This window comes from Microlunatus soli, assembly GCF_900105385.1.
GTDB lineage: Bacteria > Actinomycetota > Actinomycetes > Propionibacteriales > Propionibacteriaceae > Microlunatus > Microlunatus soli.
On the sequence record NZ_LT629772.1, the window covers coordinates 463,466 to 485,588 of the forward strand.

The window sequence follows — 22,123 nt, forward strand, 5'->3', positions numbered from 1 at the left end:
TCATCCGCGTGGCGGGAACGGATCGTCACCGTAGGTCGACTCGTCCTGAATCCGCCCATCGCGGCCATGGATGATCACCTGCGACGGTCGCACCGTCTGCGCACGATGTCGGGCATCATCGATCGCTTCCTGCTGGGTCTGATGCGTGCTCAACTCCTGTCCGTTCTCCTCAACCCTCCAAACACCATCGTCGGGAACGACGTGAAACTGCGCGTGCGCCATGACCTTCCCTCCCAGTCGGATCCATCGACCACGCGTTACCCACTCTGAGGATGCGGGAACGGGCGACCGCACCGCTCAATGTTGCACGCGTACAACAGCCCACGGCTAGCGCCGAGCGCTGTCCGACAAATCCCGAAGCGTCGCATGTTGCGTTCAGATGACGGTCTGGAGCGAACCTCATCGCCACCATGGTCCCGACCGGCATTCTGGCAGGCACCGCTGCGGAAGTGGTCAGAAGCATGACCGACAGTGCCTGCGGAGCAAGAGGATGCACCTAAATGAGTCAAGCCAGAACGGCACCTTCGGCGAGCACTGCGTCGAGCACATCCGGACGAGCGCGGAGCCGCTAGTCGGAGAGATCGCTTCGTCGATCTCGACGGAGGATTCGAGCCGAGGGGACTGCTGCACGAGTAGGTGACATCTGATCTGTGATGTCTGTGGGCATCACTGGAAGGATGTTGATCGTGCCCAAACCCCATCCACGAGAGTTCCGCGATGATGTCGTGGCCGTCGCCCGCAAGGGTGATGCTCCGATCAGTCAGGTCGCGAAGGACTTCGGCATCAGTGATTCCTGCCTGCGGAACTGGCTGGCTAAAGCCGATATCGAGGACGGCCGCCGGCCCGGGACGAGTTCGGCGGAGTCATCTGAGTTGAAGGAGTTGCGGCGTCGGAATCGGCTGCTGGAGCAGGAGAACGAGGTGTTGCGTCGGGCCGCGGCGTATCTGTCCCAGGCGAACCTGCCGGGGAAATGATGTACCCGCTCGTCCGCGAGTTGGCCGTCGACGGCATCCCCGTCACGGTGACGTGCCGGGTCCTCAAGATCGCCCGCCAGCCCTATTACCGGTGGCTGGCCGATCCGATCACCGACCAAGAACTGTCCCGGGCCTATCTGGCCGACGCCGTTTTCGATGCTCACCGAGACGACCCGGAGTTCGGGCATCGCCTGTTGGCCGACGAAGCCCGCGCCGTCGGACAAGCCGGTTGTGACCGGACGGTGTGGCGGATCTGTCGAGATCAGCAGTGGTGGTCGGTGTTCGGTAAGAAACGCGGCAAGAACGGCAAGAAGCCTGGCCCACCGGTCCACGACGACCTGGTCCACCGCGACTTCACCGCTGCCGGGCCGAACCAGTTGTGGTTGACCGATATCACCGAACATCCCACCGGTGAGGGCAAGGTGTATCTGTGCGCGGTCAAGGACGTCTACTCCAACCGGATCGTCGGCTATTCCATCAGCGACCGGATGAGGTCCCGACTAGCCATTCAGGCGCTGGAGTCAGCGGTCCGACGACGCCAACGTGACGGTGACGACGTGGCCGGCTGCGTTCTGCATTCGGACCGAGGATCGCAATTCCGTAGCCGGAAGTTCGTTCGAGCGTTGCGCCGTCATGACCTGGCCGGATCGATGGGTCAGGTCGGAGCCGCCGGCGACAACGCGGCGATGGAATCGTTCTTCGCCCTGCTGCAAAAGAACGTCCTGACCGCCACATCTGGACAAGCCGTGTCCAGTTGCGGATCGCGATCATCACCTGGATCGAACGCACCTACCACCGCCGACGACGCCAAGACCGACTCCACGGGTTGACACCCATCGAACGCGAGCTGATCATGAACACACCCGCCACACAGGCGGCCTAACCCAACTGTCACCAGTTCGTGCAGCAGTCCCCCCGCCGCCCCTGAGCCCGTGGGCGAGCAACGATGTCCACGCTCACCTGAACATTCATCCCGACTGGCCTTTGGGTGGCCATGTCCGTGTCCTCTTGTGGTCACCCCTGACAGCGGCGGGCCTCATTCGGGCCGGGCTGTTGGCTGTGGCTGTGTCCGAACCGATCGCCTGAGTAACTGGCCGTGTCGTAAATCTGGCCATCTGCACCATGCACCAAGACCTCCGATGGCACCTCAGCCTGGGCACGCTGCCTGGCTAAGCTCACCGCTCCAGTTTGCGTGTCGTGTTCGCTGATCATTACGCCGTCGACCTCAATCTGCCAGCGTTGTCCCGCCTGCGTTACGTGGAACTTTCGACCCGCCATCGGCCCGTCGCCTCCCCTGCCTCCGTCGTCAACTTGACCATCCCCGGCCCACGCCATCGCCATACCCAGTGGGCAAGTTCAAAAGCGTCGCAGCCGGATGAAGGTACGCAGCGCTCGGCGGACGACCAGCCCGAGCACGGTAGCTACGACCGCGGGGAGAGCATGCGGGGAGTGCTGGGCTGGGGGCGTTGTTCCTTCTCTTGGCTGGGTACGGAGGGAATAGCGCTCAAGCAACGAAGAGGTCTTGAGAGTTGATCGCACGCAGCCTCAACGGCTACCGCGAGATGACGGTCCGGCGCACATCCCCTGGATGGGCGTCGGACCGTCTTTTGTGGTGGCCCGTATCGCTCTCAGCGACGCGCTGCGGCAGAACTTGACCCAGCCCCAAGTATCGCTGCTCGACCCCGGCATGACGGCCACACCGTCCGAAGACGTGGCGTAAAAGGTCCATTCTCGATCTCCAACACGATCTGCCTGAGCGCGGCGGCTCGTATCGATCGAGTCTGGAAGCGCGGCGGACGTATCACCAGCGCAACAGCAGCCCGACGGTCAGTGGGTGCCGATCGACAGCTCAAGATTTGGCATCTTGGGGCGCGCCGCCGACACCGAGCATCGGGCGATAGCCCAGCAGCCGCCAGCACAGACCAATGATGCGACGAGCTTGACGCGACACTAGCCTTCTACGCCAGTGCTGTCATGCGGTGCTCCGACAGGCTTTGACTCGGGGGAACCGCGGTGACGAAGGAAGATCGCGAATACTGCCATCGCTGCTACTGCCAGGAACTCTGACTGCCAATTCTGCAAGGTGCGGCTCCAAAAGTCAGCAGAGCTGACATAGCCCAGCCAGCTCTCGGGATCTTCGTACTCACTCAGCTGTTGGGCGTTGTAGGCGGCGCGGCCGGCAACCGACTGCGCCAGCCAGGACAGGAGGAAGATGGTCCCCATCACCAGTGTCAACGACCGAGAGTAGAGGCCCAGCCGCCAGCCGCCCGCTCGCGCCCATGCCGGCGACCGATCCGTGGCGTAGCGGCCGACCTGCTGATCTTGGTCTGATTCGGGTCCAGACTTGCCGAGCTCCTTTGACTCGCTCGATCCGCGCTGGTACAGCCACACGGTTGCATAGATGTAGAGCAGGAACTGCAGGAACTCCGACTGCCAGTTCTCAGCGACATCGACTGCGAAGTCCGAGCTCAGGAGATAGTCCCCCAAGGTCACGGGGTGCAGACCGGAGGTGAGTTGCTGCTGGTTGATCTCGGCCAACCCGGCGATCGCCTGCCCGGCCAGAGCAAGGATAAGAATGGTCCCGAAGAACAGGCTCAGACTGTTCTCCCGCAGGAAAGTTCTCATCCACGACCCTCCCCTCTCAACCCAATGAGTTGGCGTGGCGTGATCATCGTTGCAACAATCCGATGATGATCATGTAGGCCAGCCCGGCGGCGATGAACGACACTGTGAAGGTGAACACGATGCGCATGTCAGCTCCGCACCGCACACGAGTAGCGATCCTCCGGTTCGGCCTCGCACTCGGCCCCGGTGATTTTCCAGCCAGCGGGGAACTTGGCCAAGAACAAGACACCGTCCGGCAGCCGGGCCTGCGCGTTGTCACCCCACACTTCAACGGTGCGCGGGGCTCCCGTCGTCAGATCCAGTGCCTTTAGCGCCACGGCGCAGGGCTGCGTGCTGGTCTGTTCCAGCGCGCTGCGTGATTCCTGCGACAACAGGTTGCAGGCCGCTTCGGTGTCGTGATTGTGAACGGCGGCTTGAAAATTTGCTGCGGCATGCTGTGCAGGGAGCTGAGCCGAAGAAGCGCACCCTGACAGCAGCAATAACGACGGCACAATGACAGCACTGGACAGGAGCCCGCATCGCAGGCCGGGCTTTGCGAGCCAAGTCATGCTTGCCTTCCTTCCCGAGCGGCGTTGTCCGCGCGTGAACTCAGACGACCCATTGGGCGCGCCAGCTGCCAATCGCAATCGCACCGATGCGATGTCCGCTTGGAGTGCCTCCTACGTTGTGTATACCCCACAACGGGCGGCTCACACCTTCAGTAGCATTTCGGCAGTTCGGTCCGGCAGAAGACGAGTCAGCGCGGGGCCCCTAGATGTGATGTCCAGGGAGGTTGGTCAGCCGGGTGAGTGGTGGTTTGCCTCCGATGGCGGAGTGGGCTCGGTGGTGATTGTAGAAGTGCAGCCAGCCCGGGAGTGCGGCGCGGCGTTCGGTTTCTGAGGTGTAGAGACGGGCGTAGGCCCAACCATCGGCCAGGGTGCGGTGGAAGCGTTCGATCTTGCCGTTGGTCTGGGGCCGGTACGGCCGAGTCCGTTTGTGGACGATGCCGAGCTCGCCGCACGCATTCCGCCAGGCACGGGAGACATAGGCCGACCCGTTGTCGGACAGCACTCGTTCTACCGTGACCCCGCAGTCGTTGAACCAGTCAACCGCCCGGCGGAGCACACCGATCGCGGTGATCGCCTTTTCGTCGGTGCAGATCTCGGCATAGGCGACGCGGGAATGATCGTCGATGACGGTGTGGAGATAACAGGTGCCCAGCAGTGGGTTGCGGTGCTTGCTCTGGGGCCTGTCTGGCGTGCCGGCACGGTTCTTCAGACCCTGTTGGCGCCCGACGAACCGGTGCCCGCCGCCGTCAGGGATGTTGCCGAACTTGGTCACATCGACATGGATCAACGACCCGGGATGATCATGCTCATAGCGGCGGAGGGGCTCACCGGTGACTCGGTCGATGTGGGAGAGCCGGTTAATCCGACAGCGGACCAGCACCGCGTGCACCGTCGAGGCTGGCATGTTGAGGCGGCCGGCGATCTGGACCGGTCCGAGCCGGTGCCGCCAACGCGCCCGCACGATCTGACGAACCGTGTCCGGGCTGGTCCGGGTCGGACTCTTGTGTGGACGAGAACTACGGTCCGACATCCCCGCGGTCCCCTCCGCCCGGTAGCGATCGGCCCACTTCTTCGCCGTCTTCGGGGCGACCATGAACATCTTGGCCGCCGTCGTATACGTCCAACCGGCATCGACAACGAGTCGGGCCAGCCGCAGACGAGCGCGCGGGGTCAAAGCAGCGTTAGCGTGGGACACGAAGGCCTCCTGGTCAGTGAAGCGGTGAACTAGACAGCTCCACTTCACAACCGGAGGCCTTCACTTGTCCCGCCGACTCACCGAACCAAAGCGGTACAACCTCCCTGGACATCACACCTAGACTGGCGGGCGGTCATGCTCGGCGGAGACGACCATGAATTGAGCGTCCTAGATTGGGTGCCGATACCAGAGCGATAGCGCCGCTGAGGACTGCTGCTCGACGACGCTGAGGGTGCATCGCCGCGTCGATGATCATGGTCGCGGCGTGGACGATGTCAACCACCGTATGCAAACCAACGAATCTGGTAGGTGAAGCAAGTTGCAGGCTGCCTTGTAGTAGGTGCCGGACGCCGAGGAGATGGACGGCGGCTCGTTCGGCCCGGTCAGGGCTGCGGCCCTCCAGCCGGGAGAACAGGACCGGGCCTTTTGCCAGCAGGACTGTGCCCCAGCCGATTCCCAGTGCGCCGGTTGGTCGCAGCGAGCCGTTGCGTTGCCGGCTCACCGAGCGGCCCTGCGGATGATCCCAGCAACACCTGCCGCCACTGCCGCTGTCGCTGCGGCAGCGAGCTTGTACTTGTGGTGCGCCAGCCACAGCTGCGGCGCTCGAGTCTTGGCGCGCTGGTCAAAGACGCCGTGAGATCCGAAATCCTTCCCGTCGGTTCCATCGGCCGGCTCCCACAGGTTCACCGGCGCGTCAGGGTCGCTCGGCTCCTTGGTCTGCTGACTCTTGAAACCGGTGATGGCGAGATAGTGATCCAGTAGTGCCGGTGCGATCTTGTTGCCCAGGATCGTCCCCACCGTGCTCGAGCCGACCCAGTACTCACGCTGGCGCGGATGATCAGCGGCGAACATCACTGCCTCGGCAGCAATCTCTGGTTGGTAGATCGGCGGCACGGGCTGGGCCTTGTCCGGCATCCGCGACAGCACCCAGCGGAATTGTGGCGTGTTCACACCAGGCATGTGGACCATGGTGACGTTGACGTTGCTCTTCTGATGGAGCAACTCCACGCGCAACGACTCATGGAATCCGCGGATGCCGTGTTTGGCGCCGCAGTAGGCCGACTGCAACGGAATCGACCGGTAGGCCAGCGCCGAGCCGACCTGGATGATCGTCCCCCGATCTCGTTCCATCATCCTGCGCAGCACCGACCACGTGCCGTACACGAAGCCCAGATAGCTGACCTCGGTGGCTCGGCGGAACTCATCGGTCGTCATCTTCCAGAACGGGGCGAACACCGATGTGAACGCGGTATTGACCCAAACGCTGATCGGGCCGATTTCGTTCTCGACACGGTCCACTGCTGCTTCGACCGCGTCGGCATCGGAAACATCGACTGGAAGGACGAACGGTGTGCCGCCGTGTCGCCGCACATCATCGGCAGCCCCTTGCAGGCCCTGCTCGCCCCGCGCGATCAAGACAATCGCAGCACCACGCTCAGCGAACGCCACCGCGCACGCGCGACCAATACCGCCGGAAGCACCGGTAACCACCACAACGGACGACACGGCATCTCCTTTCGTGCGCCGCCGCCGGCGCATCACCGTCCATGCCGTACCCGACCTGTGGCCACCTCACGCAGGTACCAGACCGCCGAGCCATCGAAGTCTGAGCAACGCAAGAAGTCCTGAACAACCCAGACAGGTCGAGCCGACCCGAATGAGACCGAAGGCTCAAAAATTGCTCGATGCTCACTCTTGGTATCCCGGTGGTCGGAGTGACAGACCTTTCTCGAGCCGTTGAGTTTGGTCTTCAGCGCTGGACCTGACGACCAGCCACGAGCACGAGCGGAACAGCGCCGACTGGCAGACCTTGTGGCGGCGCGACGGTTCGGCCCGAAAGCTCGGGCTGATGCGCAGCGAACCTCCAGCTGCACCCCCGTCCGCGCGAGTGCACCTGGATCTGTTGTGGATTCGCGTCACGACCGTTTCAACTCTCTTGGCTGTCGCGGGGCGGCCCGTGCAACGGTGCGGGGCCCTCCCCCGCCTCCGTGCAGATCTCGAAACGGATGGGCTGCGTCGGCGCTGCACCGAGGCGAGACTTCGGCATGATTGTTGATCTTGGTTCAGGGCCATGGTGTCGGCATGCCAGACGCGAGAGTGGTGCTGATATCGTCCGGCGCATGGTGGAGCAGCCTGCGGAGGAAGCGCGAGACGAGGCGCCCTCGTCCTACGTGGACAACACCGGGCCCAGCAAGCGCGAGCGCAAACGGATCCGTCAGTACGTCAAAGAGACTTGCGACCACCGGCTCTACCAGATCATCGATCCGTACCAAGATCGCGACGGCCAGGGGCCCACGGTCAACCTGCTCGTCGGCGGCACACTGGTGTGCGGCACGGTCTGCTCCGCCCGCGAGTGGGCCATCGCACTGAACGACATCCACGAATCGGGAGCCGGCGCCACCAGCACCCTCCTCACCGGGTGGGCCGACGAGTTCCAAGAGCGGTCCGACGCCTACCGACAGGCCTGGGAGACCGAGGATGCCGCTCTGACCAACGACGCCATTGACGCCCGGTGGGCAGCCATCCCCCACGTGCACCTCGTCGACGCCTACGTGATGCTCAGCGCCGGAACACCCGCCCCGAGCACAGGTATGCCGTATCGGGTCCGGCTCAACGAAGTCCAAGCCTGGGGGCTCGGAAGTCTCTCACTCGGTCAGGCGACCTAAATCATGTCGTCTAACTCGGTCGCCGATGCCGGGGTGGGCATGAGCATTTCGATCACTTCACGACCGTCCACGGAGAGATCATTCGAGTGAGCAGGATGCCCTCGGTCTCTTCGGCAACTCTCTTGGCGTAGGTCTTGTCGAAGATGATGCCGCTCTCATTGCGTGAATCAATCTTGCCCGGCTTCCTCATCTGGACGACCTTGTACTCGGTCCTCATCCCACGTGCCTCGTCCCTGGATCAGAAGTCCTGACCTTGAACACCGACACATCAACCTCCGCCGGGTTAGCCGACTGTGCTGACATAGCGGTTCTGCAGCCGATCGATGTGCTGGATGCATCAGCTCTGCTGAGGTTGGCAGGTATCTGTTCACCGGCTTCCTTGGGCAGGGTGTCCAAACAGCTGCGCTGAGCACCGGCCATCGGCCCGTTCCACCTTGCCCTGTCGTCCGGATCGCGTTCCAGCCCTTCACGCCAACCTTGAAGGCTGGCAACGATCCTTATTGTCGGCGCGGAGCCCCGAAGGGAAAGTCGCTGCGGTCGAACTGCCAGGTGTGGCACGTCTTGCCGTAGGCCAGCGCCGGATCCGCCAGAAAGGCGTGTTCGACGGTCTGCGCCACCGGGTGCGGCCAGATGCCTAAGTTCTTTACCTCTTATTGGTAGCTGTGCCACAACCGCTTCTCTCCTCCGGCACGTCTCGAGCCGGTACTTGCTGAAGATGTACTCGATCCCCGATCCGCCGGACGTCGGGAGCTTCCTGTCGAATCTCACACGCTGATGCCGATCGTGCCGCAGAGGGTACCGAAGCGTGTTGCTCCCATCGCCACCGACGATCAGGCCGCGATCTTCCACCCGCCGGCCGGTGACGTCGGCGTACACGCGGATGCCGTCACGACGGGTGCTCATCGCATCCAGTGGTTGCTTTCGCCGCAGCACAGCTAATCCCAGATCGAGCACCGGACATTTGAGCCGATGCCCGGCCCTCAGTGTCCCTGTAGCCACGGCTTTGCGCCCAAACGCCATGCCGGCAGCACCGGCCACGCCAGCGGCGACACCGACCCCGATCGCTCCGATTGAACTTGCGACCATGCATGGCGAGACGCGAACCGTGTACACCCATGGCGGCTCTTTACCCCAATTGGGAGGAGGGAAGCGTGCAGCTGCGCGGCAACGGACCGGCTTGCTGCTGCTTCGAAATCACAAGGTCGGCCGACTAGTCAACCCGTGCCCTTATGCAGTCGACGCTTCTGTTCAATCTCGATTGGTTGGCCCCAGATGGACATGCGGCCCAGATCACGGCCGCGTGACACAGCAGTCGGCGGCCAGCAAAGCCAGGAGCGTCGCGGTGCCGGAGCTCTCAAGGGTCAGCGAAAGCTCGATCGGTTGGCGCACTGCCGCAGCGCATCTCGGCGCCGCTCCTGCGAAGGTGACGGCGCCGACGCCGATGCCCAGCCGGGCCGCAATGACTCTGCCTAACCTGTCCGAGTGGCGCTGCGCAACCAGGTCGGTCCCCGGCAAAGCCGGAAGAGATCAGTGGACCGAGTAATGGGGTTGGTCGCAACGATGTGCTCCTGGTGGCTCCGCTGCCGACGTCACCGTGGTTAGCGGGCACGTTAGATCGGGCGCCCCACCCCAAACGCCAGGGTGGGGGCCCGATTCTGGTTCTCCCAAGCAGATTCAGCTTGGCACCAGCGGCTCTGGATCCTTGTAGGAGTCGGGGAGATCGTCGACCTCTTCGTCGTCATCCCAAACATCGTCGAACACCGGAAATTGTTCGAACTCACCCTCGATGCTGACGCTAGTCACAGCGAGCCACACTTCCCTTCACAGGGGATACCGGCGAATGCTGGCACACTAGTTCTACCCCATGGGAAGGTAAAGCGCTAGTGCTGGTCAAGCACGATTCTGTTCGTCGGGCGCGACCCGCAAAGACCGCCGCTCTGCCCGTGCACGGGGGTCTCTGGATGTAGCTGAACTCGAGCTCGGTGGTTCACGACCCAGCCGAGATTCGAGACAACTCCGGGCCGCACGCCAGTCGTAGCAACGCCCAGTCGCACCGAGCGCCACCTCACCGCGGCCTCGCCAAGCCCTTTTCGCTGAATGGGCGGCGAAAGGCCGACCGCCCCAACTTTCGTCGCCGCCCTGCTTACGCCGATTGCTGATGCATGAATGTTGCGAGGGTAGAGCGCCACTCCCGGGACGAACTGCCAGCGTCCCGGGCGCTATTCGGCGCTCGTTTCACGCGGAGGCTCGGCGGGCACGCGTCTGGTGACGAGCCCGCTGATGATCATGATCGTCGCGAGCCCGAGGTGCAGCCAGTTGTCGGCGGCGTTGACGGGTATGACATTGGCTGTCGAAGCCAGTTTGACGATCAGCCCGTATCCGGCGAGGGCAAAGTAGACGCAACCGCCGAGAAGAAGGTAGCGCCAAGCTCGATGGTGGTGACGCACCGCGCCCAGTCCGAACAATCCGAAGATCAAGTGGACCAGATTGTGGAGCACCGATACCTGAAAGAGACCGAGGAGTAGGGCACCCGAGTGATGCGACGCGAACGCCAGCCGGCCGTAGTTGCTGGTGATGCCAGGAATGAACCCGAGCACACCGACGAGCAGGAAGATGCCCGACATAGCCAGTGTGACGAGCTGCGCCCGGGTCATGTCGGGCACACTGGCGCGGTTGGGGATGCTGGTTCTTTCTCTTGGGTCGTTGCCGGTGTCCGCCATCAGCTTCTCCTGTCATTCCGCACGGGATGCTGAGAGAGTCAACCCTGGAGGCGCCCCGCCAGGAGCTGCTTGCCCTGCTCGGCACCCTTCCGGCTCTCGGCCTGCGCCTTGCGGAAAAGCTCGGCGACCTCGCTGTCGCCGTCCCGGTCGGCATCATGGATGTACTCCTCGAGCCGGAGCGCATTGCTCAGGCATGCTTCGGTGAACCACAAGAGGTTGTAGATCTTGTCCTTGGTCCCTGTAACGTTGCCTGTTTCAGCGTTGCTGCTCATTTCGGATCTCCTATCCCGGTTTCTGATGTCTGTTGTCACGTTCAGATCAGGCGCCAGTCATCGATTCGCAGGTGGGAGCCGGCTTGCGGCCCCATCTGTAGTCTTCCGCCGTCGACCGGCCAGCTGGCGCCGGTGACGTAGCCAGCTCGTTCGCTGCTCAGGAAGGCGATGACTGCCGCGATCCCCAGGCACTTGCCGGATCGGTTGAGCGGACGACCTGGGCGGCGCTTGGCGCTCGGCTCTTCGTCGTCTTGGCCGGTCATCGGCGTTGGCGATCGTTAGTTGACTGTCTGCTTCCGGTGCCGGCACTGTTCACAAACACGTCGACACCGCCAAGCCTGCTGGCACGATCGTGAATAGCGGCGCCGCAGTTGTCCAAGTCGGCGGCATCGAGTTCAGCCACCTCAGCCCGCTGCCCCGCTGCGCGGACTTCGTCAGCGGTTTGGGCGGCGCCTTGCTCATCGCTATGCCACGTGACGCCGATATCGAGTCCAACCTTGGCCAGCGCTACGGCTGTGGCGCCGCCGATACCGGAATCTGAGGCTGTGACGATGGCATGGTGCGGTATGAAAACCATGACCCGTTCTTGCCCCCGGAGCAGCGGGCTAAACAGCCCCAGATGTTCAGTCCCGCTGATGGTCTAGCTCTGATGCATGGCCGCCGCGGCGACACCAAAGCCAAGGATGGCCGCGACATCCATCATCGTGACCCACAGCCAGAAGATGGCCATGCGTGGCGGATTGACCCAAGCGGCCCCGTCGGCCGTGTAGCCGACGGTTCCGCCCGTCGACGTCGGTTCCGCGGTGGCCACGAGCCCAATGATTCCGGCCACAAGGATCATCAGCAGCAGCACCCCGATCGCCAACAAGATCAAGTCCGCTCGATGCCGCTTTTGCAGCTTCGCGCGGCTAGTGCTCGCGGCCCCTCGCCGGGAGAGCGGTGACGAATGCGCATGTGTGGCAGACATGGAGCCTTCCTTCGTGATCGTCTTCGAACCCTCGGTTCACGGCGAGCGCGCTGCGGCGGACTTCGCCCGCCATCAGCGGCGTTCCTGATGTGGTACCCAGATCTCTGCCGATCCAACATGTCACCTGATCGCGCGCTCTACGGCACCGACGATCCGTACGGCTATGCGCCGCACGACCTGTCCCCGCTGGAGTCCCGACGTCATGTCCCGCCTCGGGCGAGCCCACCCAACTGTGCGCCGCAACTAGTAATTCGGGCGGCAATGATTTGATCTCGGCGGCGGCGCCAACAGATCGCCGGAAACGATCAAATCGGCGGCGATATCGTGCAACGTACGATTGGAGTTCCGGCTGGCTCGGCGCAACACCTCGAACGCTGCCTCCGGCACAACACATAACGTTCGATCAATCGCCCGATCGCCATCGCGATCGTCCGGTTGGACGACAACCCGGCCCGCGGCCTCCTCACCTCGCGGCGCGCCTCCGCAAGTTGGACAGCGGCCGCGCCAGCCACAACGGCAGCGTTGTCGGTGCTGACGGAATCGCCCACGATCTCGTTCAAAGTCCGCCGTTCTGTCCGGTAGTCGGCTGCAAGAGCGGTCAGCAGCGCTGTGCACATTCACGTTGTCACGCGAACGATCATTCAGCCACACACCAAACGAAACCAGTCCTTTCCGAAAAGCCATGAAACGAAGCGCCCTGAGGTCTCTAGTCGGAAGGACGTCACCGGCTCCATGATCGTCGACTGGCCGGTCACACTGATCGGACGACAAAGGAAGGTGGGAAGGAGCCGGCCCGGTCGCGCGGTGAGTGGGCCCGAGCTTGATGCCCGTGGTCGGCCGCCCTGCGTCCGACGCTGGCCGACCGCGAGTCGTTCAACTTCGCCCTTGTCGAGCCCGCGCGAGCGTTGTTGGCCGTGTAGTGATGAAGCAAGGCGTCGGCCCCGCAGAGACTCGGTGGAGGCCGACATCCTTGCGGCGCCTCGGTGCATCGCCTGGTCGCTTGTAAAGCCGGGTGCTGTTCCGCGTCTCCACCGTTCCTCCTCGCGGGTCGATTTTTGTGGTGAGCGGCCCGAGCAGCATCCGTGCCCTGACAGCTACCCGATCCCGGCTTTTCAACGCCCGGAGATCCACAGCCAGCTGCCCGCGGTGGCCACGTCCTTCTTCGGCCCTGGCCGCGCCCTCGGCATCGTGCAACGGTCGAGTTCGCTCCGCCGGTCTTCACTCCTCGGTCTGACTGGCGGCGTGTCACGTCAGCGGGCGGGAGTACTGCATTTTCCCGGCCACAACGGCGGCTTTCATGATCGGCAGAAGCCATGCACTCGATGGCGAGGGGTGAAACAGGTTTGGATGATGTCACCTACGACCTGCTGTCCGTGCAGTATCACGCGTTGAGGCCGGCCATGACTACGGCCAGTATGTGCGTGATGCCCGGAACGCCGGCCAGCATCAGATCGCTGAGTTCTCCGAGCGTGCATGGCTGAACATTCGACACGAGCCCATCAATGCCACGACTTCCTCCGCCAGCCGGGTGGAACCGACAACACGTAACCGCTGTAGGACAGCGACACCGGTGCACGCTGTGCGGCCCAGGTCGGGCGTGCCCGGGCCCGATTGCCGGTTGATCAGCCACTACCGACAGCCCTCGGACCGACCCGCGACAACACGTCGCGACATCGAGGGACGTCGCCATGACGGACGGCCGCGACGTCTCGTGTGTCCAGCGCTCGCTCCCGGCTTTCGGGTCGAGCTGCTAGCCAGTCTGCGACCCGCACGAGATCTCGCTTCTCGACCCACCGGCCAACTCAACCAACATGATCACCGGTCATCAAGTCTTGTGACGCGCGTCAGGTAGCAGCGGCGCCGCTGATGGCCGCCCGGCCAAGGACGATCCCAACGATTGACATGCCGCCGCCAAGGACGAGATGGAGCCAGTTGTCCGCGCCGTTCACGGGGACGAAGTTGGCCATCGAGCTCATCGCCGTGCCGACCACAACAATGCCGTAGATGAACAACACGAGGTAGACGGCTCCGCTGATCAAGAAGTACAGCCGGGCACTCCTCGGACCGCGGGCGGCGAACAGTCCGGCCATGCCGAACAACAGATGCACGACGTTATGCAACACCGACACCTGGAACAGGCCCAGAAGCTTGGCCTGGGACATATGGCTGGCGAACGACATCGCGCCATAGTTGGTGGTGATCCCGGGGACGAACCCCAGCACACCGACGAGCAGGAAAACCAACCCAACAGCCACGGCAGCCTTCTGCACCGTCGTGCTTGCCGACGATGAACCCGGGGTCCGCGTCGAACTCTGACGGCCGTTGCCGGCCGTCAAGTCGGGGGTCGTCATGGTTGGATTTGGATCGTTGTCGGGATCCCCGTTCGATGCTGACATGTTCTCTCCCCTCTCCGGGGAATCGTTGGAGACGGCGCACAGCGCGGCCTGTCGATGCGAGTACCCAACCCACGACCCGATAACAAGATCCTGGCCTGATCTCGCCAGTTGATTGTGCCGTGACCTCCCGGGTACCCGGCATTCATGACGTGGCGGGACGAACGATTCGAGATGGGCACGCCACTTTTGACTGTGCCGCCTGCGACGGCCGACTCGGATGTGTAGCCGGCAGCAGCACGGAGGGCGGCCCGGCGAGCGCGTGGTTTGAACTCACCGGGCCTCGGCAGACATCCGCCCCTGGGCCTCGGAGGCTGCCTGGTCCCCTTATACCCGCAACGAACTCACCTACGACCTATTTCCGGATTACTGTCGTCGAGTGCCGGAAGCGTTTGAGGCGCGCCGGCCAAACCGTCGACTGGCTGGACTCGGCGGCGCGTCGGGGCCGTGGTCTCGTCGCAACGCATCTTGGCGGCCTCACTCGGACGATTCGTCGTGGTCTGGACGACGGCGAGCTTTCGTTGCATCGTAGGAATCATGCGTGCTCAAGCTCCGGGCGACCGGTTCGCGGCAATCGCGCGTGAACTGTTGAGTCAGCCCTCCCCGACAGCAACCCTTGATCGCATCTTTGCGGTGGCGGTGGAATCGATTCGCGGGTGTGACCATGCTGGAATCAGTTTCATCCAGCATCGTCGAATCGAGACCGTCGCGGCCAGTGACGACGTCGTCGCCAAGGGCGACGAGCAGCAGTACCAGTTCGACGAGGGTCCGTGTCTCGACGCGATCCGTGACGAGGAAACAGTTCGCTCGAACCATCTGATGGATGAGTCGCGGTGGCCCCGCTGGGCTCCCTGGGTGCACGACAATCTCGGCGTGGAAAGCATGCTCTGTTTCCAACTCTTCACCAGCGAACACTCTTACGGTGGTTTGAACCTCTATTCCGATCACGTCAACGGATTCGACACCCATGATCAGACGATGGGCCTGGCCTTGGCGGCCCATGCCGCCGTAGCAATCGCCTCCAGCCAAGAGATAGAAGGGCTGACTGTCGCGCTGGCTAACCGGACAGTGATCGGTCAGGCCGAAGGCATCCTGATGGAGCGCTACGGCCTGTCAGCTGAACGCGCATTCGCCTTTCTGGTCAGGGTTTCTCGACAGGAGAACCGTCGACTCGTCCGAATCGCCGAGGACTTCGTCAAGACCCGCCACACACCCGGCGAGTCATCTGCATCGAACTGAGCCGGGGCAACCGCTGCTGTAGCCACCGGACGGCTTTTAGCTGACACCGAAATGCCCGTCGCCCGCACGAGACCTCGACGAGCGACTGTGCCGCACACAATTGACATCACAACTGTCGTGCTACTTCACGACCGCCGCGCAGAGTTTGCGGCGATTGAGTAGCAGTCATCTGCTCAATTCGGCAGTCCTCTTCGTCGCCTTGTGTGAGTCCCTTGGAGTGGTGGGGTTTCGGGGTTCGGTGAGTCGTCGCTGTTGAGGGCGCCACCGGCGGGATTCTCGGTGTGTACCGCCAAGTACTCACTGAAGGATGGTCCCACCGATGGCGTTGTCCCAGTCTGTCGCATCTGAGCTGCTTGCAGCGTTTCGTGCCGGTGAAGGCGTTGACCTGATCCGGGAGTCGGTTCGGATGGTGATGCAGGAATTGATCGAGACCGAAGCGACCGAACAGATCGGCGCCGGCCCTTATGAACGCACCGACACACGCACGACTCAGCGCAACGGATCTCGTCCGCGGCTGGTCTCCACCCAGGCCGGTGATGTTCAGCTCCAGATCCCGAAGCTGCGGCAGGGATCGTTCTTCCCGGTGATCTTGGAACGCCGACGGCGGATCGATCAGGCCTTGCATGCGGTGGTGATGGAGGCCTGGGTGAACGGCGTCTCGACCCGTGCAGTCGACGATCTTGTCGTCGCTCTGGGCATCGGAACCGGCATCTCCAAGTCGGAGGTGTCGCGGATCTGTGCCGGTCTGGACGAGCAAGTCACCGCGTTCCGGACCCGGCCCTTGCACCACACCAGCTTCCCGTATGTGTTCCTCGACGCGACCTACCTGCATGTCCGACGCACCGGACAGGTCACCTCGATGGCCGTGGTGGTGGCGACCGGGGTGACCGCCAGCGGCGGCCGGGAGATCCTCGGTATCGACGTCGGCGACAGCGAGGACGAGGTGTTCTGGCGCGGTTTCCTCCGCACCCTGCGCGAGCGTGGCCTGTCCGGAGTCCAACTGCTCATCTCCGACCAACACGCCGGTCTGGTCGCCGCTCTGGACCGGCAGTTTCAAGGGGTGGCGCATCAACGCTGCCGGGTCCACTTCGCTCGCAACCTGCTCGCGCTGGTGCCCAAGTCCCACAAGGACATGGTCGCCTCGGTGTTCCGAACCGCGTTCGCCCAACCCGACGCAACAGCAGCTGCAGCGGTCTGGGACCAAGTCCGAGACCAACTCGCGCAAACCTTTCCCAAGATCGGTCCGCTGATGGACGACGCGAAAGCCGAAGTCCTTGCCTTCACCACGTTCCCCCGTAGTCACTGGGCCAAGATCTGGTCGACCAACCCGATCGAACGGATCAACCGCGAGATCAAACGCCGCGCCCGCGTCGTCGGAATCTTCCCCAACGAGGCCAGCGTCATCCGCCTCGTCGGCGCCGTGGTCAACGACCTCCACGACGAATGGCAAGTCGCCGAACGCCGCTACCTCTCCGAAACCAGCATGGCCAAACTCCGTCCCGACAGCGATACTGGACCCGTTGCCGCGATCGAGACCGGCAACTAGACACCGAGAATCAACTCGAAAACCCACCACTCAGCGGGGCTCTATCGTCGCCTTCTCGCAACGATGATCCCGTTCTCACCGCCGGCGTCGATCGTGCGAGCCTTCCTGATCTGAGAAACTTGAAATTCAGTCCTCATCTTCCGGCTCCCTCTCAGAGGCTGATTTGCAGACTGTCTGATGTTGATCAGGGCGGATCGGTCCACGAAGCATCTCTCTCCATGCTTGGCCTTACCCACCGATGCACCCCCGGAAGCTGGACACACCGCGCTTCTGGGATCGAGCATCGCGCCGCCTGCAGACCGAGACGACGCTCGACGTCCAATTCGGTTCGCGTGGTCAGTGACCGATGGTCGCAACCGGGTACAGGACGGGCATCGACGATGACAGGAGTGGGAACATGGCTGAGCGGAACACCCTCGTGCGGAGTTTGCATGATCTTGGTCTGGCGGCGTGGTTCGGTGGCTCGCTGATGGGGGCAACCGGTCTCAACGGCGCGGCCTCCGATGCCGACGACCCGACGGAACGGCTACGGCTGTCCACCAGTGGCTGGGCGCGCTGGCTCCCCTGGCAGATCGCGGCCATCGGTGCCCACACGATCGGCGGTGTCGGCCTCCTCATCACTAGCCGGACCCGGCTGAAGAGACAATCTGGCGCATTGCCGCTGACCATAACGAAGCTCGCGGTCACCGGACTGGCGGCGGGCAGTACGGCGTGGTCGGGATATCTCGGCGCGCAGGTCAAGGCACACCAGGACCAAGGAGCGGAGGGCCCCACCGAGGCCGACGCAACCGCCGATGCGGAACTGCAGGCCGCGCAGCGGCGGCTGAGAGCACTGCAGTGGATCACTCCTGCGCTGACCGGGACAGCGATCGCACTGGCCGCGGCACACGGCGAGCAGCAGCGCGGTCCCGCCGGCCTGATGGAGTACGCCGCTCAAGGCTTGCGTTCCCGGGCGCACCGGACGGTTGCGAAGGTCGGCTGACCGCACCGAAGTGGACCGCCGTGAGGGCGTGCGGCTTCGTCGACGGTGGATCGACGGCCGAGAGGGGAGGCAAGGGGAACGTGCATCGCGACAGCCGGAAGGCGGTTCAAGTACAACCGCCGGCTTGCTGAACCGAGCACGCAAACCGATCTGCAGCAGCTGGTGAAATCGGCGGGCGCCGCCGCTGCCGCCTGGTTGCTCGCCACCGAGGTCTTCGGCCTGAGCCAACCCTTCCTTGCACCGTGGACCGCTCTGTTGGCTGTGCACGCAACCGCCTACCGCACCTTGTCTCGGGGCGTGCAGTCGGTGCTGTCCACCGGGATGGGAATCCTGGTGTCCTCCTGGCTGCGCTGGCTCGGGGCAACGGTACAGCCGCGATCGCGGTCGCGCTGCTCGTCGGCCTCAGCATCGCTCGGCTCGGAGTCCTCCGCGCCGAGGGCATCACGGTCGCCACCACGGCACTCTTTGTGCTGACCACCATTGGAACCGGCTCCCCGATCATGCTGCTGGAACGGATTTTCGACACGGGTCTGGGTGTCGGGGTCGGTGTGCTCGTCAACCTGATCGTCCTTCCACTCTTGAACAATCGGAGCGCTCAGCAGCGAGTCGATGACATCAATGACAACTTGGCCAGCTGCTGACCACGATGGCGGGACAGCTCCGATCCGAGCAAGCGGAGGAACGATCCCGTTCCTGGGTTGAACGTACCCGGCCGATCGATCAGGATCTCGGGGAGGCATGGCAGGTGGTCCGGTCAGCCCACGAGTCCCGCCACTTCAACGTCCGGTATCGACTGTCGCGGCGAGCGGTCGGCCCAGCAACTTGCGTGATGTGTTGATCAGGCTGGAAGACGGCATTGCGGAGACTCGGGCGATCGCTCGGACCGTGGACGCATCCACCAGGACGGCGACCGAGTGGGATCGTCGCTTCCGCGAGCCGTGGCTTGAGCTGATGACCGAATCCGGACGCCGCATCGCCGACCCGGACGCCGACGTCGCTCCCCTTCGGCGGCGGGCCGAACGGCTCGCCCACGAACTGTCAGGTGAGGAACTGACGGGTCTGCTGTGGCCCACCTACGGAGCGCTGATCTCCAACTTGATCAACATCATCGACGTCGTCGACGATGTCGCCAGCTCGATACCGGTCCGGACCTGAAGATTCAGTCTCTTAGCAGAGTAGCCAGGACTTGTTTAGCGTTCTTGATACCGTAACAGCGCCTCGCCTGGGTATTGACCCTGTTGAAGCACGAGCAGCCGATGGCCGACTGCCGACCCTGCGACAAGCACAGCGACCTTCTCGATCCAATGACCGTTTGGGCACGCGCGGTTACGGGTACTGCCGACCTGCATGTTGATCACGCCACTGATCGTCGGACCGAACGTCGACTCCGCTTCCACTCCGCGTCCCAAGTGCACGCCTTTCTCGTCGACCGGCACGACGAAGCCGGCAGGACTGAGGGGATCTACTGGTCATGACACGCGACGGCAACCGGCGAGCCAAGGACGGGCGCGACCAGGCCGAATTGACCGAGTACCGTCGGCGACGCGACGTAGACCGCTCCGGCGAACCTACCGGTTCCGGGGCCATCGGTGACGAACCACAATTCGTGGTCCAGCGCCATGACGCATCGTCTCTACACTTCGACTTCCGGCTGCAGATCGGCGATGTCCTCGTGTCCTGGGCGGTACCCAAGGGCCCCTCATTGGACCCACGGGAGAAGCGACTGGCGACCCGCACCGATGATCATCCGCTAGCCTACGCCGACTTCGAAGGCAGCATTCCCCCCGGCGAGTACGGAGCCGGCACCGTTGTCGTCTGGGATCGTGGCCCCCTGCAGAACCGGACCCGACACGATGAGCAGGACATCAGCTTGGAGGACGCGCTTGTCGCTGGACATCTCCGGGTCGAACTGTTCGGTGAGAAACTGACCGGACAGTTCTCCCTCACGCAGACCCGGATCCGAGGCAATGATCGGAACTGGCTGTTGGTGAAGGTGGATGACGACGATGCCGACCGGCGTCGTAAGCCTGAACGCACTCAGCCCGAGTCGGTGCTCAGTGGCCGGACGAACGATGATCTCAAGGACTGACGCCTCACTGCAGTTGGTCGACCACCTGATCGAGCCGCTGAGCCCGTCGTTCGAAGTCCTGCCACGGATCGTCGCGCTGCGCCAGCCGCCGGCGCACCGAACCGTGATCGAAATGGTCCGGCTCCACCCGGGACAATTCGTCCCACTCGATCGGGGTCGCCACCGGGGCCCCCGGGCGCGCTCGCAATGCATACGGTGGAACCGCAGTCTGCCCGTACCCGTTGCGGAGCCAATCGATGAACACCCGATCCCCCCGCTTGTCCTTCCGCATCTCGACGGTGAACCGATCGGGATCCTGCTCCGAGACCAGCTGCGCGATGTGCCGGGCCACGGCTCGGACCACGTCATAGTCTTGGTCGGGTTGTAACGGCACGGTCACGTGGTAGCCGCGTGATCCACTCGTCTTCAGCATGCTGTACAGCTGAAGCTCGTCCAACACACTCCGGATCGCGCGGGCCGCTCGTCGCAGCAGAGCAAGATCATCGGTGCTCGGATCCAGATCGAAGATCATCTGATCGGGGCGGCCCAGATGTTGGGCCCGGGACAGCCAGGTGTGTGGGACGAGGCATCCTTGCCCAACCAGGTAGACCAGCGTTTCGGGTGAGTCGACGCTGATCTGATCTTGCGCGCCGTTCTCGGTCTGCACCCGAACCGTATCGACCCAGTCGGGAAAGTGGTCCGGGCGGCGCTTCTCGAAGAATCCGTCGGATGCGATGCCATCGGGAAACCGTTGCATCGAGATCGGCCGGCGCCGAAGATGCGGCAGCATCACCGCGGCAATCTCGGAGTAGTAGGTCGCGACATCCGTCTTGGTCAGCCGTTCCGTGGGGTACATGATCTTGTCGGGTCGGGGTATCTCCACCCCGGCCACGTCCACCTTCGGCGTCATCGGTACATCTCCTGTCCTTCCCGGACCACGTCTCGGGCCGGCTTGTCCCGGCGGAGCCCGAGGTAACGCGGATGCCGCAATTGATCGGCTCTGGTCCATTCGGTGAAGGCAACCTCGGCGACCAGCTCCGCACGAGCCCAGTGCGCGCCGCGGCTCGGTAGCCGACCGGACGTACAGGGCGAAGTCGGCACCTCGAGATCAGCCAGTCGATCGGCGAGATCCCGAAGCACCTGCTCGGAGAACCCGGTCCCCACCTTGCCGGCATAGACAAGATCATCACCAGCGTTGTAGCCGAGCAGGAGTGCTCCCAGCCCGGCTCGGGAGCCTGTTGGGTCGGTCCCACCGACGATGATCAACTCTTGGCCGGCCTCGCACTTGAACTTCAGCCAGCTGGAGGTCCGGCCGGAGGGATAGCCGTCATCGGCGCGCTTGACGATCAGACCCTCCCACCCCCGGTGACAGATCCGGGAGAAGTAGTCCTCGTGGGCTTGATTGCGGTGCGGCACATAACGGATCGGGTCGGCGAATCGCACTGCCGAACGCAACAGTTGTTTGCGATCCCGCAGCGGAACAGCTGTGACGTCCTCTCCGTCGTGCCGGAGCAGATCGAAGACGTAGTAGAAGATCCTCACGCTGGATTCCCGCGCCGGCTCGGGACGGTGGCTCTGCATTCTTCCCTGCAGTCGCGCAAAACTCGTTCGATGTCCCTCGACGGCGACGACCTCGCCGTCCAACAGCAGATCGTCTGCCGGTTGCGCTGCGACGGCGTCGGCGACCTCGGGAAAGCTGTCGGTGACGTCCCGGCTGCTGCGGGAGAGCAGGATCGCCCGGTTGCCATCACATCGTGCCACGCAGCGTTCGCCGTCCAGCTTGCGTTCGTACAGCCGACCCGGACCATAGCGGCGTTCACGACTCAAGATCGCCAGAGCCGGCCGTACACCGTGCGGATTGCTGGTCGCCGACACCGATACGCCATCCTTCCCAAGTCAACACCGCGCGTGTTTGTCGCGATGAGGTT

At 63.5% G+C, this 22,123-nt stretch carries 25 protein-coding genes and 1 pseudogene; 7 read left to right on the plus strand and 19 right to left on the minus strand.

The features are described from left to right. Complete coding sequence (locus tag BLU38_RS02105; protein WP_091519125.1) at positions 1 to 222, minus strand: DUF2188 domain-containing protein; 222 nt, start codon at positions 220 to 222, stop codon at positions 1 to 3. 464 nt (positions 223 to 686) lie between these two features. On the opposite strand from BLU38_RS02105, the pseudogene BLU38_RS02110 reads away from it, so the two are divergent. After that, positions 687 to 1,857: pseudogene (locus tag BLU38_RS02110) on the plus strand (IS3 family transposase). A 131-nt stretch (positions 1,858 to 1,988) separates the two neighbouring features. Here BLU38_RS02110 and BLU38_RS32235 read toward each other — a convergent pair. The 5 genes from BLU38_RS32235 to BLU38_RS02130 form a co-directional block, all read right to left on the minus strand. Further along, positions 1,989 to 2,315: a DUF2188 domain-containing protein gene (locus tag BLU38_RS32235; RefSeq protein ID WP_091519129.1), complete on the minus strand. Its 327-nt coding sequence runs from the start codon at positions 2,313 to 2,315 to the stop codon at positions 1,989 to 1,991. Between the two features lie 609 nt (positions 2,316 to 2,924). After that, a complete protein-coding gene (locus tag BLU38_RS02120) occupies positions 2,925 to 3,599 on the minus strand; it encodes a DUF6766 family protein (RefSeq protein ID WP_091519132.1) in 675 nt (224 codons plus the stop codon). 128 nt (positions 3,600 to 3,727) lie between these two features. Continuing rightward, a complete protein-coding gene (locus BLU38_RS30685; RefSeq protein WP_157683158.1) occupies positions 3,728 to 4,147 on the minus strand; it encodes a hypothetical protein in 420 nt (139 codons plus the stop codon). A 202-nt stretch (positions 4,148 to 4,349) separates the two neighbouring features. Then, entirely contained in the window at positions 4,350 to 5,342 is a 993-nt protein-coding gene (locus BLU38_RS02125; protein ID WP_091519136.1) for an IS481 family transposase, read from the minus strand. A 498-nt stretch (positions 5,343 to 5,840) separates the two neighbouring features. Then, a complete protein-coding gene (locus BLU38_RS02130; RefSeq protein WP_091519138.1) occupies positions 5,841 to 6,881 on the minus strand; it encodes an SDR family oxidoreductase in 1,041 nt (346 codons plus the stop codon). Positions 6,882 to 7,462: 581 nt separating this feature from the next. Here BLU38_RS02130 and BLU38_RS02135 point away from each other — a divergent pair. Continuing rightward, positions 7,463 to 8,008: a hypothetical protein gene (locus tag BLU38_RS02135; RefSeq protein ID WP_091519142.1), complete on the plus strand. Its 546-nt coding sequence runs from the start codon at positions 7,463 to 7,465 to the stop codon at positions 8,006 to 8,008. A gap of 52 nt (positions 8,009 to 8,060) precedes the next feature. Here BLU38_RS02135 and BLU38_RS30690 read toward each other — a convergent pair whose 3' ends face one another. The 11 genes from BLU38_RS30690 to BLU38_RS02175 form a co-directional block, all read right to left on the minus strand. Then, positions 8,061 to 8,225, minus strand: a complete 165-nt coding sequence (locus BLU38_RS30690) for a hypothetical protein (protein WP_172836047.1) — start codon at positions 8,223 to 8,225, stop codon at positions 8,061 to 8,063. Next, complete coding sequence (locus tag BLU38_RS32240) at positions 8,222 to 8,566, minus strand: DUF3072 domain-containing protein (protein ID WP_407939727.1); 345 nt, start codon at positions 8,564 to 8,566, stop codon at positions 8,222 to 8,224. Before BLU38_RS32240 ends, BLU38_RS30690 begins: the two co-directional genes overlap by 4 nt. Beyond that, positions 8,506 to 8,640 (minus strand): DUF1264 domain-containing protein, encoded by a 135-nt coding sequence (locus BLU38_RS32245; protein ID WP_407939728.1) that lies wholly within the window; start codon positions 8,638 to 8,640, stop codon positions 8,506 to 8,508. Before BLU38_RS32245 ends, BLU38_RS32240 begins: the two co-directional genes overlap by 61 nt. A 1,042-nt stretch (positions 8,641 to 9,682) precedes the next feature. Next, complete coding sequence (locus BLU38_RS31980) at positions 9,683 to 9,811, minus strand: hypothetical protein (RefSeq protein WP_269458152.1); 129 nt, start codon at positions 9,809 to 9,811, stop codon at positions 9,683 to 9,685. A 416-nt stretch (positions 9,812 to 10,227) separates the two neighbouring features. After that, positions 10,228 to 10,728 carry a DUF4383 domain-containing protein gene (locus BLU38_RS02150; RefSeq protein WP_231920140.1) on the minus strand — a complete coding sequence of 167 codons (501 nt, stop codon included), beginning with the start codon at positions 10,726 to 10,728 and terminating at the stop codon, positions 10,228 to 10,230. A gap of 38 nt (positions 10,729 to 10,766) precedes the next feature. After that, positions 10,767 to 11,000 carry a hypothetical protein gene (locus tag BLU38_RS02155; protein WP_091531686.1) on the minus strand — a complete coding sequence of 78 codons (234 nt, stop codon included), beginning with the start codon at positions 10,998 to 11,000 and terminating at the stop codon, positions 10,767 to 10,769. Between the two features lie 41 nt (positions 11,001 to 11,041). Continuing rightward, entirely contained in the window at positions 11,042 to 11,263 is a 222-nt protein-coding gene (locus BLU38_RS31530; protein ID WP_231920141.1) for an SDR family oxidoreductase, read from the minus strand. Further along, positions 11,260 to 11,577, minus strand: coding sequence for an SDR family NAD(P)-dependent oxidoreductase (locus tag BLU38_RS31535; RefSeq protein ID WP_231920142.1), 318 nt, complete (start codon positions 11,575 to 11,577; stop codon positions 11,260 to 11,262). Before BLU38_RS31535 ends, BLU38_RS31530 begins: the two co-directional genes overlap by 4 nt. A 63-nt stretch (positions 11,578 to 11,640) precedes the next feature. Continuing rightward, a complete protein-coding gene (locus tag BLU38_RS02165) occupies positions 11,641 to 11,967 on the minus strand; it encodes a hypothetical protein (RefSeq protein WP_172836048.1) in 327 nt (108 codons plus the stop codon). A 243-nt stretch (positions 11,968 to 12,210) separates the two neighbouring features. Continuing rightward, positions 12,211 to 12,651, minus strand: coding sequence for an ANTAR domain-containing protein (locus BLU38_RS32250; RefSeq protein WP_407939639.1), 441 nt, complete (start codon positions 12,649 to 12,651; stop codon positions 12,211 to 12,213). 1,160 nt (positions 12,652 to 13,811) lie between these two features. Beyond that, on the minus strand, positions 13,812 to 14,363 hold the full coding sequence (locus tag BLU38_RS02175) for a DUF4383 domain-containing protein (protein ID WP_231920143.1): 552 nt from the start codon (positions 14,361 to 14,363) through the stop codon (positions 13,812 to 13,814). Between the two features lie 534 nt (positions 14,364 to 14,897). On the opposite strand from BLU38_RS02175, the gene BLU38_RS02180 reads away from it, so the two are divergent. The 5 genes from BLU38_RS02180 to BLU38_RS02210 all read left to right on the plus strand — a co-directional run bounded on the left by BLU38_RS02180 (position 14,898) and on the right by BLU38_RS02210 (position 20,216). Next, on the plus strand, positions 14,898 to 15,599 hold the full coding sequence (locus BLU38_RS02180; RefSeq protein WP_091531690.1) for a GAF and ANTAR domain-containing protein: 702 nt from the start codon (positions 14,898 to 14,900) through the stop codon (positions 15,597 to 15,599). 319 nt (positions 15,600 to 15,918) lie between these two features. Continuing rightward, entirely contained in the window at positions 15,919 to 17,145 is a 1,227-nt protein-coding gene (locus BLU38_RS02185; RefSeq protein WP_091519160.1) for an IS256 family transposase, read from the plus strand. 397 nt (positions 17,146 to 17,542) lie between these two features. Further along, positions 17,543 to 18,127: a hypothetical protein gene (locus BLU38_RS02190; RefSeq protein ID WP_091519163.1), complete on the plus strand. Its 585-nt coding sequence runs from the start codon at positions 17,543 to 17,545 to the stop codon at positions 18,125 to 18,127. Positions 18,128 to 18,961: 834 nt separating this feature from the next. Next, a complete protein-coding gene (locus BLU38_RS02200; protein ID WP_157683163.1) occupies positions 18,962 to 19,282 on the plus strand; it encodes a hypothetical protein in 321 nt (106 codons plus the stop codon). A 316-nt stretch (positions 19,283 to 19,598) separates the two neighbouring features. Beyond that, a complete protein-coding gene (locus BLU38_RS02210; RefSeq protein WP_091519178.1) occupies positions 19,599 to 20,216 on the plus strand; it encodes a DNA polymerase ligase N-terminal domain-containing protein in 618 nt (205 codons plus the stop codon). A 4-nt stretch (positions 20,217 to 20,220) separates the two neighbouring features. On the opposite strand, the gene ligD (BLU38_RS02215) is transcribed toward BLU38_RS02210, so the two are convergent. Both ligD (BLU38_RS02215) and ligD (BLU38_RS02220) read right to left on the minus strand, forming a co-directional pair. Further along, positions 20,221 to 21,105 carry a non-homologous end-joining DNA ligase gene (ligD, locus tag BLU38_RS02215; protein ID WP_157683164.1) on the minus strand — a complete coding sequence of 295 codons (885 nt, stop codon included), beginning with the start codon at positions 21,103 to 21,105 and terminating at the stop codon, positions 20,221 to 20,223. Further along, positions 21,102 to 22,070 carry a non-homologous end-joining DNA ligase gene (ligD, locus tag BLU38_RS02220; RefSeq protein ID WP_091519185.1) on the minus strand — a complete coding sequence of 323 codons (969 nt, stop codon included), beginning with the start codon at positions 22,068 to 22,070 and terminating at the stop codon, positions 21,102 to 21,104. Before ligD (BLU38_RS02220) ends, ligD (BLU38_RS02215) begins: the two co-directional genes overlap by 4 nt. Between the last annotated feature and the right edge of the window lie 53 nt (positions 22,071 to 22,123).

What these genes read in the sequence shown, in the direction of transcription:
- BLU38_RS02105 (WP_091519125.1), bottom strand. Translation starts at nt 222, where the DNA reads ATGGCGCACGCGCAGTTTCACGTCGTTCCCGACGATGGTGTTTGGAGG.
- BLU38_RS32235 (WP_091519129.1), bottom strand. Translation starts at nt 2,315, where the DNA reads ATGGCGATGGCGTGGGCCGGGGATGGTCAAGTTGACGACGGAGGCAGG.
- BLU38_RS02120 (WP_091519132.1), bottom strand. Translation starts at nt 3,599, where the DNA reads ATGAGAACTTTCCTGCGGGAGAACAGTCTGAGCCTGTTCTTCGGGACC.
- BLU38_RS30685 (WP_157683158.1), bottom strand. Translation starts at nt 4,147, where the DNA reads ATGACTTGGCTCGCAAAGCCCGGCCTGCGATGCGGGCTCCTGTCCAGT.
- BLU38_RS02130 (WP_091519138.1), bottom strand. Translation starts at nt 6,881, where the DNA reads ATGCGCCGGCGGCGGCGCACGAAAGGAGATGCCGTGTCGTCCGTTGTG.
- BLU38_RS02135 (WP_091519142.1), top strand. Translation starts at nt 7,463, where the DNA reads ATGGTGGAGCAGCCTGCGGAGGAAGCGCGAGACGAGGCGCCCTCGTCC.
- BLU38_RS30690 (WP_172836047.1), bottom strand. Translation starts at nt 8,225, where the DNA reads ATGAGGACCGAGTACAAGGTCGTCCAGATGAGGAAGCCGGGCAAGATT.
- BLU38_RS02150 (WP_231920140.1), bottom strand. Translation starts at nt 10,728, where the DNA reads ATGGCGGACACCGGCAACGACCCAAGAGAAAGAACCAGCATCCCCAAC.
- BLU38_RS02155 (WP_091531686.1), bottom strand. Translation starts at nt 11,000, where the DNA reads ATGAGCAGCAACGCTGAAACAGGCAACGTTACAGGGACCAAGGACAAG.
- BLU38_RS31530 (WP_231920141.1), bottom strand. Translation starts at nt 11,263, where the DNA reads ATGACCGGCCAAGACGACGAAGAGCCGAGCGCCAAGCGCCGCCCAGGT.
- BLU38_RS31535 (WP_231920142.1), bottom strand. Translation starts at nt 11,577, where the DNA reads ATGGTTTTCATACCGCACCATGCCATCGTCACAGCCTCAGATTCCGGT.
- BLU38_RS02165 (WP_172836048.1), bottom strand. Translation starts at nt 11,967, where the DNA reads ATGTCTGCCACACATGCGCATTCGTCACCGCTCTCCCGGCGAGGGGCC.
- BLU38_RS32250 (WP_407939639.1), bottom strand. Translation starts at nt 12,651, where the DNA reads ATGGCTTTTCGGAAAGGACTGGTTTCGTTTGGTGTGTGGCTGAATGAT.
- BLU38_RS02175 (WP_231920143.1), bottom strand. Translation starts at nt 14,363, where the DNA reads ATGTCAGCATCGAACGGGGATCCCGACAACGATCCAAATCCAACCATG.
- BLU38_RS02180 (WP_091531690.1), top strand. Translation starts at nt 14,898, where the DNA reads ATGCGTGCTCAAGCTCCGGGCGACCGGTTCGCGGCAATCGCGCGTGAA.
- BLU38_RS02185 (WP_091519160.1), top strand. Translation starts at nt 15,919, where the DNA reads ATGGCGTTGTCCCAGTCTGTCGCATCTGAGCTGCTTGCAGCGTTTCGT.
- BLU38_RS02190 (WP_091519163.1), top strand. Translation starts at nt 17,543, where the DNA reads ATGGCTGAGCGGAACACCCTCGTGCGGAGTTTGCATGATCTTGGTCTG.
- BLU38_RS02210 (WP_091519178.1), top strand. Translation starts at nt 19,599, where the DNA reads ATGACACGCGACGGCAACCGGCGAGCCAAGGACGGGCGCGACCAGGCC.
- ligD (WP_157683164.1), bottom strand. Translation starts at nt 21,105, where the DNA reads ATGACGCCGAAGGTGGACGTGGCCGGGGTGGAGATACCCCGACCCGAC.